Below are 14,283 nucleotides of genomic sequence, written 5' to 3'. Positions count from 1 at the left end.
ATCCGCATCTGGGACGGCGCCTGGGTGCGCCACGGCGTGCAGGAAGGCGCGGGCCTGGCGGCCGTCCGCGAGGCGATCCAGTGGGAGGTCGGATTCGCCCCGGAGGCCTGCAAGGCCGAGCGCGTCAGCGGCCTGGTGGTGATCTCCCTGGCCGACGCGCCGGGCTCCGCGCGTATCGCCCTGGGCGCAGGCAGCTGGCGCTGGACCGACCTGCTGGGCCTGCGCAACCGCCGCTGAAAGCTCGCCCCTCCCCGACGGAAACCGGCTATCGTCGGCCAAAAGCAAAAAGGGTGGGAGGCGACGATGGCGGACCAGGCCTATGACGTGGTCATCGTAGGGGCCGGATTCTCGGGCCTCTACATGCTGCACCGGCTGAAGCAGCTGGGCGTCTCGGCGCGGGTCTACGAGGCCGGCCCCAGCGTGGGCGGCACCTGGTTCTGGAACCGGTATCCGGGCGCGCGCGTCGACATCGAGAGCCAGGAGTACTCCTACTCGTTCTCCCCCGAACTGGACGCGGAGTGGGTCTGGAGCGAGCGCTACGCCACCCAGCCCGAGCTGCTGCGCTACCTCAACCATGTGGCCGACCGCTTCGACCTGCGCGGCGACATCCAGCTCGAGACGCGGATCACGGCCGCCCACTGGCAGGAGGCGGCCCGCCGCTGGAGCATCGCCACCGACGGCGGCGAGACCATATCGGCCCGCTGGTGCGTCATGGCCACGGGATGCCTGTCCGTTCCGAAGGGCGACGAGTTCCCGGGCGAGCGCGAGTTCCGCGGCCCCTCCTGGCACACCAGCCGCTGGCCCGAAGAGGGCGTCGACTTCACGGGCATGACCGTCGCGGTGATCGGGACGGGCTCGTCGGCGATCCAGTCCATCCCCGTGATCGCCGCCCAGGCGAAGCACGTGACGGTGTTCCAGCGCACCCCCAACTTCAGCGTGCCGGCGCACAACGGCCCGATCGACCCGGCCGTCGCGGCCGACTGGGCCGCCAACCGTGCGGCCTATCGCGCCGAGGCCCGGGAAGCCGGCTTCGGGATCCGCGGCGTCGCCATGGGCGACACGCCGGCGCTCCAGGCGACGCCCGAGCAGCGCAAGGACGCCTTCGAAGCCCGCTGGAGATATGGCGGCTTCGCCTTCCTGGGCGCCTACAACGACCTTGTGACCGACGTCGAGGCCAACAGCACGGCCGTGGAGTTCATGGCCGAGAAGATCCGCGGGATCGTTCAGGACCCCGCGACCGCCGAGAAGCTGATCCCCAAGACCTACCCCATCGGCGCCAAGCGGCTGTGCGTCGACACCGGCTACTACGCCACCTTCAACCGTCCCAACGTCAGTCTGGTGGACCTGTCCGACGAACCGATCGAGGCGATCACGGCGACCGGGGTGAAGACGGCCGCGAAGAGCTACGACGTCGACGCCATCGTCTACGCCATCGGCTTCGACGCCATGACGGGCGCGCTCTCGAAGATCGACATCCGCGGCCGGGACGGCCGCACGCTGTCCGAAGCCTGGGCCGCCGGCCCGCGGACCTACCTGGGCCTGATGACCGCCGGCTTCCCGAACCTCTTCCTGGTCACCGGCCCCGGAAGCCCTTCGGTCCTCTGCAACATGGCTGTCGCCATCGAGCAGCACGTGGAGTGGATCTCGGACTGCATCGCCTGGATGGGCGGCCGCCAGATGGGCGCGATCGAGGCGACCGAGCCGGCGCAGGACGCCTGGGTGGAGCACGTCAACGAGGTGGCCAACGGCACCATCTACCCGCTGGCCAACAGCTGGTACCTGGGCGCCAACGTCCCCGGAAAGCCGCGGGTCTTCATGCCCTACATCGGCGGCTTCCCCGTCTACCGCGACAAGTGCGCCGAGGTGGCCGCTAGCGGCTACGAAGGCTTCCGGTTGGAGGCCGAAGGGCGACCTTGACTTAGCCGCTCACCTGGGGCTGCCATACAACCTGGGATCAGGGTTGCCGGCGTGCTGCGCGGCATGCTGGCGAGGGAGGCTTCAGGGTGTTCCGCACCGCGGGCGACTTCGATCGCGCGGACTGGGAGCTGTTGCGCCACGGCGCGATCACGCTGTTCTGGCGCGAGGAGCGCTTCGAGGCCAGCAAGGCCGAACTGGGGGCGCTCGGCTACCGGCTCCTGGAGATCGCCTGCGTCACGCCCAGCCAGTTCCGCCGCGCGGTCAGCGAGGCCCTGGGCTGGGGCGACGGGGCGTGGGACGGAAACCTGAACGCCCTGAACGACGGGTTCGCCGCCTTCCCCTTCGGCGACTGCCCCGACGTCGCCATCTGCCTGCGCGACTTCCACGTGATCGCCGGCGAGGAACCGGCGTTCGCGCACGGGGTGCTGGACATCATCGAGGACTGGTCCCGCAACCACCTCCTGACCGGCCGACGCCTGCTGGCGCTGGTGCAAACCAACGACGTCAACTTCCGCTGCGAGGGGCTGGGCGGGCGCTCGGCGTCCTGGAACGCGGCCGAGTGGCTGAACGCCGTGCGCGAGCTCTAGGATCTTTGGGGGGAGGGTCGTCGGCTGACCAGGCGCCCGATCAGGGGGGCTGGGGGGGCTGTTCAGGATCCGGACCGGATGCGGGCCAGCCGACGCAATGGAGTAAACGGGCGAGGTGTGTTCGCCTCGGGTCGCAAATTAGGCCATTTCGGGGCGTGTCCGCCGGGTGACAGCTCGCCACGGAGTGCGTCGCGGGCGCACAGGGGGCTTGTGGCCGCCGCGCACATGGAGGATGACGTTCGGGAACGGCGCGCCCAGCACGGGCAAGCCGGGGCGTGGGGCCCCGCGACGCTTCCAGGACTTCGGTCCTGCGCGGCACTGAAGAAGCGGCAGAGGCGGTCCGAGAGGGCCGCCTTTCTTGCATCGGGGGCTTGGCTGTCGCGCGCCGACGCGCCATGTCGTCTGCACAACTTCAAAAGCGGCAACGGGAGGCGCGCGTGGGCGGACAGACGGGGCTGCAGCTGCGGTCCATCATCAAGGGTTCGGGCGAGCTGGAGCTCAGCCTGCAGGAGACCGACTTCGGGGCGCCGGGCCCGGACGAGGTGCTGATCCGGGTCGAGGCCTCGCCGCTCAATCCGTCCGACCTGGGCCTGCTGCTGGGCCCCGCCGACCTCTCCACGCTGAAGAGCGCGGGCGGCGTGACGTCCGCGAAGGTGCCGCCGCAGTTCATGCGCGCCATGGCCGCCCGGGTCGACCAGTCGATGCCGGTGGGCAACGAGGGCGCGGGCACGGTGGTGGCCGCAGGCTCCGACCCCGCGGCGCAGGCGCTGCTGGGCAAGCGCGTCGCGGTCCTGGGCGGGGCGATGTACGCCCAATACCGCATGGCCAAGGCCGGCGACGTCCTGGTCCTGCCGGCCGACGCCACGGCCGCCGACGGCGCCTCGTGCTTCGTCAACCCGCTGACGGCCCTGGGCATGGTCGAGACCATGCGGGCCGAGGGGCACACGGCCCTGGTCCACACCGCCGCGGCCTCGAACCTCGGCCAGATGCTGGTGAAGATCTGCCTCAAGGACGGGGTGGACCTGGTCAACATCGTCCGCAGCGCCTCGCAGGCGAAGACGCTGAAGGACATCGGCGCCAAGCATGTGCTGGACTCCACGTCGCCCACCTTCATGGACGAGCTGGTCGCCGCCCTCGAGGCCACGGGAGCCACCCTCGCCTTCGACGCGATCGGCGGCGGCAAGCTCGCCGGCCAGATCCTCACCGCCATGGAGATCGCCGCCACCCGCCGCGCCGGGGGCGCCTACAGCCGCTACGGCTCGACCACCTACAAGCAGGTCTACATCTACGGCGGCCTCGACACCGGCCCCACCGAGCTCAACCGCGCCTTCGGGATGAGCTGGGGTCTCGGCGGCTGGCTGCTCACCTACTTCCTGATGAAGGCGGGTCCGGAGAAGGGCCAGGCGCTGCGCCAGCGCGTCGCCGACGAGCTCAAGACGACCTTCGCGAGCCACTACACCGCCGAGATCTCGCTGGCCGAGGCCCTGAACCCCGAGACGATCGCCGCCTACAACGCCAAGCACACCGGGACGAAGTACCTGATCAACCCGAACAAGGGCCTCTGAGGGGCCGCGGTCGCCGCGGGCGGTGCAAGGCGCCCGCGGCGGCGGTCAGGCCACCTTCGGCTGCGGCATGTCCTCGAGGAAGCCGAGCCCGTCCTCGAAGTCCAGGAAGATGTCCATCAGCTCCTCGGCGTCGACCGGCGCGGTGCGCTTGCCGGGGAACCGGTAGCGCCAGAAGCTGATGATGTGCTGGATCGCCCCGCATTGCTCGCCCAGCGACATGAACATGTCGGGCGCCGCGAGCAGGAAGTCGCGGAACGCCGTGGGCTGGCCGTCCAGCGTGAGGGAACGGTAGGCGTTGTCGTAGACGCCCAGCATGAGGTTCACCCCCTGGACCACCTGCGAGATGGAGGTCTCCAGGCGCTTGCGCGCGGGGACGATGTACTCCTTGGCGGTCTGGCTGATGTGGCCCCGCGGCTGGAGGGTCGAGATCTCCAGCAGGACCTGGCCCAGGCGGGGCGTCAGCTCGTCGAGCACCCACTTGTAGTAGAGGAAGCCCCGCCAGCAGAAGACGCCGTCCTGGTAGTCCTTGTCGCTGAGCCTGAGGGTCTCCTTCAGGGGTTCGAAGCTGTTGTCGGGGTCGCTCGACAGCAGCTTCTCCACCAGCTTCGCGGCGGCCTGGTTGCCCCCGCCCTGCCCCGCCGACAGGGTCACCAGCGCCATGACCTCGGCGCGCACGAACTCGTACATCCGCAGGATGTCGGCGTCGGTGATGGCGAAGTAGGCCCGCGCCGGCTCGAAACCGTTGCGCTTCAGATGCTCGCGCAGCAGGAACGGGTCCAGCGACGGCAGGCTGTCGATCAGCTCGAGGATCTCGCGATCGGGACGGCCCGGCGCCAGCATGTCCCCGATCATCTGCTCGGCCGCGCGATCGAAGTCCTTCTGGCCCATCATCAGGAACCGCGCGCCACAGCGCAGATCCGAGCCGTCCATCGGCACCATGATCTTCGTCGTGGTGGCCAGGGGCTTGGCGAACAGCTCGCGCTCGTGCGGGCGCACGCGATGCTTGACGATGATCCCGTGGTTCAGCGCCTTGCTCTGGAAGAAGGGCTGGGCGGCCAGCGACGGGTCGTTGGCGAGCTTCCTGTGGGTCGCGACGAGATTGAGCACGCGCGCCGTGGAGGCGGACTGCTCCAGGGCGATCAGGCTGCGGACGGTGCGGTCGGGAGCTTTCTTCATGGCTTCGGCTGGGAGAAGAGCGCCGGCCGACTTGGCCACAAGTTGGAAAACAACGTGCTAACGACGCGCCTGCGAAGTCCACTCCGAGTGGGTTTTTCAAGGCCTTCGGAGGGATCGCATTACCCCTGGCGTGCTCTTCCACCTCTCGAGCGCCCCCCGCCGCGACGGGCTTGCGTGACCCGCAGTCAAGCGCGTCCAATCCCCCCGAGATCGGAGCCAGGCCACATGAAGATCGACCTGCTTTCGCCCGCCAGCTTCGCCGGGGGCCAGCCGCACGGGCAGTACGACTGGCTGCGGGCCAACGCGCCCGTCCGCTGGCACGACGAGCCGGGCGGCAAGGGCTTCTGGGCCGTCACGCGCCATGCCGACGTCTGGGCGGTCGACCGCGACTTCCAGACCTACTCGTCCGAGCCCACCATCATGATCACGGACCCGCTGGCCGAGGCCGGCGGCTTCGGGCCGTACAAGATGATGCTGATGATGGATCCGCCCGAGCACACGGCGTTCCGCAAGCTGATCCGGTCGGAGTTCACGGAGCCGGCGGCCCGGCTTCGCCAGGCGCGCATCCAGGAGCTGGCGAAGCAGATCGTCGATGCGGTCATCGACAGGGGCGAATGCGACTTCGTCGACCAGGTCGCCGGCGAGATGCCGTCCTACGTGATCGCCGAGCTGATGGGCCTGCCGCTGGACGACGGGCGCGAGCTCTACAAGCTCACCGAGATCATCCACACCGCGCCCGAGGCGCTGCCGCCCGGCGCCGGCGGCCAGGCGGTCATGAAGATGTTCGAGTACGGGTCGAAGGTGATCGCCGAGAAGCGGGCCCGGCCCGGCGACGATCTCGCCTCCAAGCTGCTGGCCTGCGAGGTCGACGGCCGCCGGCTCGAGGACATGGAGTTCCTGCTGTTCTTCCTGCTGCTGGTGGACGCCGGCGGCGACACGACGCGCAACCTCCTGTCGGGCGGCCTCCTGGCGCTGATGGAGCACCCCGAGCAGCACGCCTGGCTCATGGCCGACTTCGACGCGCGCCTGCCGACCGCGCGCGAGGAACTGCTGCGGTGGACCAGCCCGGTGATCTACATGCGGCGCACCGCCAAGCGGGACGCCGACCTGGCCGGACAGCGCATCGCGGCGGGCGACAAGGTGGTCATGTACTTCGGCGCCGCCAACCGCGACCCCGCCGTCTTCGACCGCCCCGACGTGCTGGACCTCTCGCGCCCCGAGAACCCGCACATCGCCTTCGGCACCGGGCCGCACGGCTGCCTGGGCCAGCACATCGCCCGCATCGAGATCGACGCCATGCTGCGCGAGGTGCTGACGCGGATGACCGACTTCGAGCTGGCCGCGCCGGTGGAATGGCTGCCGTCCAACTTCATCTCGGGCCCGAAGGCCATGCCGCTCCGGTTCCGGGCCGCCTGATGGACCTGGGCGGCAAGCAGATCCTGGTGATCGGCGGCGGGTCCGGCATCGGCTTCGCCGTCGCCGCGGCGGCGTCGCAGGCGGGAGCGGCCGTGACGGTGGCCTCCACTAGCGCCGACAAGCTGGATGCGGCCGTCCGGCGGCTGGGCGAGCGCGCCCGCAGCGCCGTCCTGGACGCCACCGACGAGGCCGCCGTCGCCGGCTTCTTCGAGGGCCGCGCCTTCGACCACATCGTCTACACCGCGGGCGACTGGGGCGGCGCGCGCCGGGGCCCTCTGGCGGACACCGACCTCGCCGCCGCCGCCGGCCTGTTCCGCGTGCGCTTCTGGGGCGCGCTGGCGGTGGCGAAGCACGGCGCGCCGACCCTTCCTCAGAACGGGTCGATCACGCTCACGGACGGAATGATCGCCCAGCGCCCCAGCAAGGGTTCGGTGGTCTCCAGCGCCATGGCCGGCGCGGTCGAGCACATGACCCGCGCCCTGGCGGTGGAGCTCGCGCCGATCCGGGTGAACTGCGTCTGCCCGGGCCTGATCCGCACCGGCGTCTGGGATTCGATCCCGGCCGAGCGGCGCCAGGACCAGTTCGCCCGGCTCACGGCCCGCCAGCTGCTGCCGCGCATCGGCGAGCCCGAGGAGGCCGCCGAGGCCTACCTGTACCTCATGCGCGCCGGCTACACGACGGGCCAGGTCCTCTACGTGGAAGGCGGCAGCGCGCTGGGCCAGTAGCCGGCCTCGCTCCCCCGCCGGGCCGGCGGGGGAGGTTCGGCGGCGCGCCCCCGCGGACCTACGGACGGACCGCCTGGCGCTCGCCGTCCGGCGTGGGGGCCGGCGGGTCCTCGACGGGCGCGGTGTCGTTGGCGCCGTGGGCCCAGTGCTTCACGACGAAGCTCAGCGCCACGAAGACCACGCCGCAGGCGAGCCCGCCCCAGCCCAGCTTGTTGAAGCCGTCCATCGACGTGGCGAAGGCCGCCGCACGGTCCGTCACCTGGCCGCCCACCGTGTGGGTCCCCATGGCGCCGGCGATGATCCCGCCGACGTACTGGGCGATCGAGGACGACAGGAACCAGACCGCCATCATGAACGACACCAGCTTGGCGACGCTGAGCTTGGTGATCTGCGACAGGCCCACCGGCGACAGGAACAGCTCGCCCGTGGTGTGCAGCAGGTACAGCAGCGCCAGCATGAAGAGCGGCATGCGGTAGTCCACCGCCAGCGCCTGGCCCCAGACCACCACCAGGAAGCCCAGCCCCACCTGGATGAGGCCGAGGCCGAAGGTCAGCGTCGGATCGAGGTTCCGGCCGCGCTTGCCCAGCCAGGCCCAGAGCGCGGCGAAGACCGGCGCGAAGATCAGGATGAAGCCGGCGTTGAACGACTGGGTCTGCCCCGCCGTGACGGGGCCCAGGTCGACGTTGCGCGCCGCGAACAGGTTCAGCGACGTGCCGGCCTGTTCGAAGAGAGTGAAGAACACGACGGCGCCGAAGACGAGGATCATCGCGAGGATCATCCGTTCGGCCTCGACCCGCATGCGCTGCCTGTAGAGGTTGCCGATGAAGTAGGCGATGTAGGCCAGCGACACGACCGTCGAAGCGATCAGGGCGACGCCCACGATGTCGTTGCGCTGGACCAGGAACCACACCGGGATCACGCCCAGGATGCCGCCCAGGTAGATCAGCCACTCGCGGCTGAGCGGGCCGGCCACCTTCTGCTTCAGCAGGTCAGGGTTCGGCGGCTCGCCCTTGCCTTCCAGCAGCGGCTTGCCGAGCACGAAGACGACGAAGCCCGCCGCCATGCCCACGCCGGCCAGGCCGAAGCCGGCCCACCATCCGAACTCCAGGCCCAGGTAGGCGCAGAGCACCGAGGCCCAGAAGGCCCCGAGGTTGATGCCGTAGTAGTAGAGGGTGAAGCCCGAATCCCGCCGCGGGTCGCCCTGCGGATAGAGCTGGCCCACGATCGTGGAGATGTTCGGCTTCAGGAAGCCCACCCCCATGATGATCAGCGAGACGGCGAGGTAGAAGGCGCCCTGGCCGATGGGATCGACCTGCTTCTTCAGCTCGTACTGGCCCTGCGGCAGGACGGCCGGCAGCGGCGCGCCGGCGGGCAGGTTCTTGATCTCGAGGCCGCCGTCGGCCGTGGCCGAGAACTCGTGCGGCTGGCCGGCGACCATCAGGCGGACCTGACGCTCCTCCATCCGGCCTTCGATCGCCACCTCGTAGCTCTGGCCGGCGTAGACCAGGGTCTGCTTCGCGGGCTGGCCCTCGACCGCCATGGTCAGGTGGCCCGCCACCAGCAGCAGCGCGCCGAACGCGACGGCCTTGCGGGTGCCCAGGTAGCGGTCGGCCAGCAGGCCGCCCAACAGGGGCAGCAGGTAGACGAGCGAGGTGTACGACCCGTACTGCGCGCCCGCGACGTCGTCGTCGAAGAGCAGGTGCTGGGTCAGGTAGAAGATCAGGATCCCGCGCATGCCGTAGTAGGAGAAGCGCTCCCACATCTCGGCGAAGAACAGGATGATGAGGCCGCGCGGATGGTTGCGCAGCATCTGCAGCAGGACAGGCAATCCGGTGACCAGCGTCACCACGATGCCGATGAGGATAATCAACATTCGAGGGGTTTCCGGTATCCCTTGGGGGTGCGCGCCGGGAACGGTCTTGCCCCGCAGCGGCCATTTGGGCGGAGAAAATCACGCGCTCGCCATGCGCACAAGCAAGGCTGCGATCCGGCGACCCTGGCGCGCCGTCCACGCGCCCCCAAATCCTACGCAGCCCGATCGCGCCGGGCGCGTTCCCGACCGCAAGGAGCACGCCGATGAAGACCCCCGGTCCCGACCACCCGATCACCATCCGTCCCGCCGAGAAGCGCTGGCGGGCCCGCTTCGCCGGCCACGTCATCGCCGACAGCGCCGATGCGCTGGTGCTGAAGGAGGCGACCTATCCCGAGGTGATCTACTTCCCCCGCGACGATGTCTCGATGGACTACATGGCGCGCACCGCGCACGCCACGACCTGCCCGTACAAGGGCGAGGCGGCCTACTACACCCTCAAGATGCACAGCGAGATCGCCGAGAGCGCCGTCTGGACCTACGAACAGGCCTACCCCGCCGTGCAGGCGATCGAGGGCCGGCTGGCGTTCTATCCGGACAAGGTCGAGGTCTACGAGGTGGACGACGCGGCGGTGAACCCGGATCACGCCGGCGACCGGTCCCGCGTCGACGAGATCGTGCAGCACACCGACGCCGGGGACGGCCATGCGCAGCGCGGGTCCTGGGAGTCGAACGTCGACGGGCCCGGGCCGGAGGGCGGCGTCCGCTAGGGTTCAACGACTTCCGACTGTCCCGGCGAAGGCCGGGACCCAGATCCAGGTGCGGGACCTTGGTGGGAGGGGCTCCGAACCGACGGACCGAGCATCTGAGCCATTCCATCTGGATCCCGGCCTTCGCCGGGATGACCGGGTGTTGAGTCCGGCGCCTGGAATGTCGGGGCGGCCGCGGCGGCCGGACGTCCCGCCGCGCGTCAGCCCTTCGGGACGGACTGGTCCTGGGCGAGCCGCCAGCCCGTGTAGGCGACCTCGGTCGTCACCTCGCGGAGACACCAGTCGGGAACGTCGAACGCCATCGCCGCCATGCGGTTGGTGGCTTCGCACTCCGCGGTCACGAGGCCGGCGTGCGGGCCTTCGAACATGTCGATCGTGAAGCCGCCCACCTTGTGCCGGCGCTTGGAGACGCGGCGGCCCGGCAGGGTGCTCAGGATGCCGTACTCGTCGGCGTCCAGGTAGAGGTTGGTCATCGGCCCGATCAGCGGATTGTCGGGCGCGTACTTCTTCGCCAGCTTGAACTCCTGCTCGCCGCCCGGGAGGGTGATCCGGCGCAGCCGGAGACGCCCAGGCTCGATGTAGAGGTCTTCGATCAGGCGCGCCTCGGCGTCGTTCAGCGGCGGCAGCCGGGCCGGGTCGACCAGGAACCGGCGCTCGGCGACCCAGTGCGCGTACTTCGGCAGCTTGACCGGCATTGGGGGGGCCTCGGTGCGGGCTAGACGTGAGGGACCCTCGCCAGACTGGACGCGGAACGTCAAGGCCGCGCTGACGCCCAGAGCGCGTCCGGCGGAAGTGGAAGCCGGTTTCGCCGCCATAACGCGCTCTAATTCAAAGCGATAGAGCCTGTCCAACCGGTCTTGATGGTTCCATCAAGACCGGACAGGCTCCAGGCGGCCGGACCTCAGTACGCGAAGTCGCCGTAGACGCGGCTGACGTCGCCCTTCCAGGCCCCGTTGTAGAGTTCCACCAGGCGCTCGGCCGGGGTGACGCCCGTGTCGGCGATGTGCTCGAGCTCGGCGAGGTAGCCGCTCTCGTCCACCAGGCCGCCCGACAGGCGGTTGCGGTTCTTGAGACCGGACCGGGCGATGGCCAGCAGGTCCTTGGCGACGTCCTGCACGGTGCGGCCGGCGATCTCGGCCTTCAGGCCGCGCCGCGCCACGTCGGCGCGCAGGCGCTCGTGGTCCTCGATCTTCCAGTCCTTGCAGAGGTCCCAGGCGGCGGCGAGCGCCGGCGCGTCGTAGAGCACCCCCATCCAGAGGGCCGGCAACGCGCAGAGGCGGCTCCAGGGCCCGGAATCGGCGCCGCGCATCTCGAGGTACTTCTTCAGCCGCACCTCGGGGAAGATGGTCGTGGTGTGGTCGGCCCAGTCCTTGATCGTCGGCCGCTCGCCCGGGAGTTCGGGCAGCTTGCCCTCCATGAAGTCGATGAAGGAGCGGCCGGCGACGTCGATGTAGCGGCCGTCGCGCTTCACGAAATACATCGGCACGGTCAGGGCGTAGCGCGCGTAGGACTCGAAGCCGAAGCCGTCCTGGAAGACGAAGTCGAGCATGCCCGTCCGGTCGGGATCGGTGTCGGTCCACACGTTCGCGCGGCTCGACACGAAGCCCGACGGCTTGCCCTCGATGAACGGCGAATTGGCGAAGAGCGCGGTGGCGATCGGCTGCAGCGCCAGCGAGGTGCGGAACTTCGCCACCATGTCCGCCTCGTCCGCGAAGTCGAGGTTGGCCTGCACGGTGCAGGTGCGGAACATCATGTCGAGGCCGAGGCCGCCGACCTTCGGCATGTACTGCCGCATGATCTTGTAGCGGCCCTTGGGCATCACGGGGACCTGCTCGCGGGTCCAGGTGGGCGTGAAGCCCAGCCCCAGGAAGCCCAGGCCCAGCTCGTCGGCCACCTGCTTCACCTCGGTGAGGTGCTGGCCCGTCTCCTCGCAGATGTCGTGCACCGTCTCGAGCGGCGCGCCCGAGAGCTCGAACTGCCCGCCGGGCTCCAGGCTGACGTTGGCCATGCCGCGTTCGAGGGCGATGACGTTCTCGCCCTCGTAGACGGGCGTCCAGCCGAACCGGGTGAGGCCCATCAGCAGCGCCTTGATCCCCTGCGGCTCGTAGGGGACCGGCGCGTTGTCCTTCAGACGGAAGACGAACTTCTCGTGCTCGGCGCCGACCCGCCACTCGCTGGCGGGCTTGGCGCCCTCCGCCATCCAGCGGACCAGATCCTCGAACACCAGGGGACGTTCGTCGCAGGCGGCCTCGGCCATGTGTTTCCTCCAAGGCCCCAACGCCAGGGCGGCGGGCTCGGGTCCCGCGGCCGGGCATCTTTACGCCGCACAGATAGGTGGGCGCAATTCCGTCGAGCTCAAGACGGGCGCCTGACGCGCGTCAGATCTCGAAGAGCGGCGCCGTCTCCGGCGGCGGCGGCGCCGTCGCCTGGAGGATGCAGACGAGCCCGTCCGGCGCGTAGTCCATCCGCGCCCGCCCCCGCAGCTCCGCGCCGAGGCCGCGCTCGATCAGCCGAGAGCCGAAGCCGCGCCGCGTGGGCGCCCGCACCGGGGGCCCGCCCGATTCCCTCCAGGTGACCTCGAGCGCGCTGCCGTCGATCGTCCAGGTCAGGTCGATCCGGCCTCCATCGACCGAGAGCGACCCGTACTTGACCGCATTCGTGGCGAGCTCGTGCAGGACCATGGCCATGGTCAGGGCCGCCGGCGGCTGGAGCCACACCTGCGGGCCCTCGATTCGCACATGGCCGGGCTGCGCCGGCCGGAACGGGGCCAGCGCGCGCTCGGCCACGACCTGCAGAGGGGCCCCGTGCCAGCCCTCGTGCGTCAGGATGCCGTGCACGTCGGCGAGGCCCAGCAGGCGCGCCTGGAACTTCTCGTACGCCTCGGCCGGATCGTCGCCCTGGCGCAGGGTCTGCGCCGCCATCGACTGGACGGTGGTCAGCGTGTTCTTCACCCGATGGTTCAGCTCGTTGATCATGAGGCGGAGCTGCCCCTCGTAGCGCGCCTGCTCGGCCTCGGCCGCCTTCCGCGCGCCGATGTCCTCGATCATCGAGACGAAGTAGTCGGGCTGTCCGTCGGCCTTGCGGACCAGCGCCACCGTGAGGCTGACCCAGACGGCCGCGCCGCCCTTGGTCACGTACCGCTTCTCCAGCGAGAAGGCCTGGCGCTGCGCGGCCAGCACCTGGCGGACCAGGAGGAGATCGGCGGCCAGGTCGTCGGGGTGGGTGATCTGCTGGAAGGTCATCCCCTCCAGCTCCTCGCGCGGATAGCCGCAGATCTCGCAGAAGCGCTCGTTGACCTCGAGCATCCGCCCGTCGGGCGAGACCCGCGCCACGCCGATGGCGGCGTGGTCGAAGACGGCGCGGTAGCGCTGCTCGGCCGCCTCGATGCGCAGTTGCGTCTCGACCGCCTCGGTCACGACCTCGGTATAGAGCACCAGCCCGCCGATCTCGCCCGCGTCGTCGCGCCACGGGGCCAGGCGCCAGCGGACCCAGACGGTCCGGCCGTCGGGGCCGGGGAAGGCGTCGGCCGGATGGCTCCGCTCCACGCCGTCGCGCAGCGCCTCGGCATGGACCTCGCGCCAGCGTGGGGGGATGCCGGGAAAGACGTCGTAGTGGAGCCGGCCCTCCAGCGGCGTGTCGCCGGGCAGCCCCTGGTCGATCAGGAACTGCCGGGAGGCGGCCAGATAGCGCATCTGCCGGTCGAATATGGCGACGCCGATGGGCGCGTGCTTCAGGGCCGTGACGAGCCCGGACGGCGGCGAAGTCATCCCGGCGTTCGACTCATGTCCTGGCCGCCCCTCCACAGCGCGCATCGTCCATCACGGCGGACCCCGACGCCGCCGCATCAGAGGATCGCCCCAGCGGCGCGGGGTCAATACTCAAGCCTGGGCGGCGGCCGCTTCATGCGCCGGCGTTCGGAAACGTCAGGCTCAGGGCGCCGCCGACCGGAACGGCGGACCACCGGGCGGACAGCTCGTCGATCCGGGCCCGGATGAGGGCCACGTCCGACGGCGAGACCGGGACGGCGGCGTGGTCCCTGGCCTCGCAGGCGTGCGCGTAGACGGCGAGCAGCTCCTCGGCCGGGACCCGGCCGCCCCACATCTCGGCCTGGACGGTCTCGACAAGGCGCTCGATCGCCTCGGAGGTCGCGTCGCCGTCGACCGCAACGCCGGGGGATTGGCCGTCCGCCACCAACGACAGGAAGCCGCGCCCGGCGAGGATGCTCTCGACGGCGTAGTGGACCATGTCGTGGGGCAGGATCCCCTGCTTCGGGCAGGCCACCGCCTCGGGCGCGCGCCCGTCCCGCTCGACGACCAG

12 protein-coding genes and 1 pseudogene are annotated in these 14,283 nt (G+C 70.3%); 7 read left to right on the top strand and 6 right to left on the bottom strand.

Annotation, left to right across the window (positions count from 1 at the left end; genetic code table 11):
• From JNK30_RS22445 to JNK30_RS22430, 4 genes and pseudogenes are all read left to right on the top strand, one after another.
• Window positions 1-237: pseudogene (locus tag JNK30_RS22445) on the top strand (hypothetical protein); the annotation flags it as partial.
• Window positions 238-303: 66 nt separating this feature from the next.
• Window positions 304-1,917 (top strand): NAD(P)/FAD-dependent oxidoreductase, encoded by a 1,614-nt coding sequence (locus JNK30_RS22440; protein ID WP_293485928.1) that lies wholly within the window; start codon window positions 304-306, stop codon window positions 1,915-1,917.
• Window positions 1,918-2,003: 86 nt separating this feature from the next.
• Window positions 2,004-2,504, top strand: a complete 501-nt coding sequence (locus JNK30_RS22435; protein WP_293485927.1) for a hypothetical protein — start codon at window positions 2,004-2,006, stop codon at window positions 2,502-2,504.
• Window positions 2,505-2,941: 437 nt separating this feature from the next.
• A complete protein-coding gene (locus JNK30_RS22430; RefSeq protein WP_293485925.1) occupies window positions 2,942-4,069 on the top strand; it encodes a zinc-binding dehydrogenase in 1,128 nt (375 codons plus the stop codon).
• A 45-nt stretch (window positions 4,070-4,114) separates the two neighbouring features.
• Here JNK30_RS22430 and JNK30_RS22425 read toward each other — a convergent pair whose 3' ends face one another.
• The gene (locus tag JNK30_RS22425) at window positions 4,115-5,245 is read right to left on the bottom strand and encodes a hypothetical protein (protein WP_293485923.1); all 1,131 of its coding nucleotides are present in this window, start codon (window positions 5,243-5,245) and stop codon (window positions 4,115-4,117) included.
• 225 nt (window positions 5,246-5,470) lie between these two features.
• On the opposite strand from JNK30_RS22425, the gene JNK30_RS22420 reads away from it, so the two are divergent.
• Together JNK30_RS22420 and JNK30_RS22415 are read left to right on the top strand one after the other, a co-directional pair.
• Window positions 5,471-6,661 carry a cytochrome P450 gene (locus tag JNK30_RS22420; protein WP_293485921.1) on the top strand — a complete coding sequence of 397 codons (1,191 nt, stop codon included), beginning with the start codon at window positions 5,471-5,473 and terminating at the stop codon, window positions 6,659-6,661.
• Entirely contained in the window at window positions 6,661-7,386 is a 726-nt protein-coding gene (locus JNK30_RS22415; protein ID WP_293485919.1) for an SDR family oxidoreductase, read from the top strand. Before JNK30_RS22420 ends, JNK30_RS22415 begins: the two co-directional genes overlap by 1 nt.
• Window positions 7,387-7,444: 58 nt before the next feature.
• Here JNK30_RS22415 and JNK30_RS22410 read toward each other — a convergent pair whose 3' ends face one another.
• Window positions 7,445-9,259: a peptide MFS transporter gene (locus JNK30_RS22410; RefSeq protein WP_293485917.1), complete on the bottom strand. Its 1,815-nt coding sequence runs from the start codon at window positions 9,257-9,259 to the stop codon at window positions 7,445-7,447.
• Between the two features lie 203 nt (window positions 9,260-9,462).
• On the opposite strand from JNK30_RS22410, the gene JNK30_RS22405 reads away from it, so the two are divergent.
• Entirely contained in the window at window positions 9,463-9,966 is a 504-nt protein-coding gene (locus tag JNK30_RS22405) for a DUF427 domain-containing protein (protein ID WP_293485915.1), read from the top strand.
• Between the two features lie 200 nt (window positions 9,967-10,166).
• Here JNK30_RS22405 and JNK30_RS22400 read toward each other — a convergent pair whose 3' ends face one another.
• The 4 genes from JNK30_RS22400 to JNK30_RS22385 all read right to left on the bottom strand — a co-directional run.
• A complete protein-coding gene (locus JNK30_RS22400; RefSeq protein ID WP_293485913.1) occupies window positions 10,167-10,661 on the bottom strand; it encodes a hypothetical protein in 495 nt (164 codons plus the stop codon).
• Between the two features lie 206 nt (window positions 10,662-10,867).
• Window positions 10,868-12,223, bottom strand: coding sequence for a glutamate--cysteine ligase (locus JNK30_RS22395; RefSeq protein WP_293485911.1), 1,356 nt, complete (start codon window positions 12,221-12,223; stop codon window positions 10,868-10,870).
• Between the two features lie 121 nt (window positions 12,224-12,344).
• Window positions 12,345-13,733, bottom strand: coding sequence for a sensor histidine kinase (locus tag JNK30_RS22390; protein ID WP_293485909.1), 1,389 nt, complete (start codon window positions 13,731-13,733; stop codon window positions 12,345-12,347).
• A gap of 133 nt (window positions 13,734-13,866) precedes the next feature.
• On the bottom strand, window positions 13,867-14,283 hold a 417-nt coding region (locus tag JNK30_RS22385; RefSeq protein WP_293485907.1), incomplete at its 5' end, for a hypothetical protein.

The organism is Phenylobacterium sp. (assembly GCF_016793225.1).
In the GTDB taxonomy this organism is placed as follows: domain Bacteria; phylum Pseudomonadota; class Alphaproteobacteria; order Caulobacterales; family Caulobacteraceae; genus Phenylobacterium.
Note: the sequence above shows the minus strand (reverse complement) of the source record. Positions and strands in the feature narration are given on the sequence as shown.